This is a genomic window from Mesorhizobium sp. M7A.F.Ca.US.006.04.2.1 (assembly GCF_004022915.1).
In the GTDB taxonomy this organism is placed as follows: Bacteria; Pseudomonadota; Alphaproteobacteria; order Rhizobiales; family Rhizobiaceae; genus Mesorhizobium; species Mesorhizobium ciceri.
The window spans coordinates 1-560 of record NZ_RZQA01001577.1 but is presented as its reverse complement, the minus strand read 5'-3'; the positions used below and the strand labels follow the sequence as shown (position 1 = coordinate 560).

1 protein-coding gene is annotated in these 560 nt (G+C 68.9%); it reads right to left on the bottom strand.

Going from position 1 to position 560, the window contains the following annotated elements; genetic code table 11:
• A partial coding sequence (locus EN925_RS38825; RefSeq protein ID WP_348630396.1) for a CaiB/BaiF CoA-transferase family protein occupies positions 1-560 on the bottom strand: 560 nt, incomplete at both ends.

Genomic DNA, 560 nt, shown 5'->3' with positions numbered 1-560 from the left:
GAACGTTGGAACGGGGCGGCCAGCACACCGGCAACCAGCATCATGGCGCCACCGCCATAGTCTGCAACGAGGTTGAGCGGCGTGACGGGACGGCCGCCGGCATGGCCGATGGCGTGCAGCACGCCGCTATAGGCGAGGTAGGTTATGTCGTGGCCGGCGCGGCCGGCGAGCGGGCCGTCCTGGCCGAAGCCGGTCATACGGCCGTAGATCAGCGCCGGGTTACGCGCCAGCACCGTTTCCGGGCCGAGGCCGAGCCGCTCCATGACGCCCGGACGAAAGCCTTCGAGCAACATGTCCGCCTTTTCGGCAAGGCGCAGCAACAGATCGGTGCCTTCACGGCGCTTCAGGTCGAGGCGCAGCACGGCGCGGCCATGGCGGTCGATGTTATACTCATCCGGCAGCGGCAGGAGCTGGCTCGTCCCCGCCCGTTCGATACGCAACAGTTGCGCGCCCATCTCCGACAGCATCAGGCCGGCCAGCGGCACGGCGCCGAGCCCGGCCATCTCGATCACCTTCAGCCCGGTCAGCGGACCGGTTTTTGCGGCAGCGGACAGGCCGGC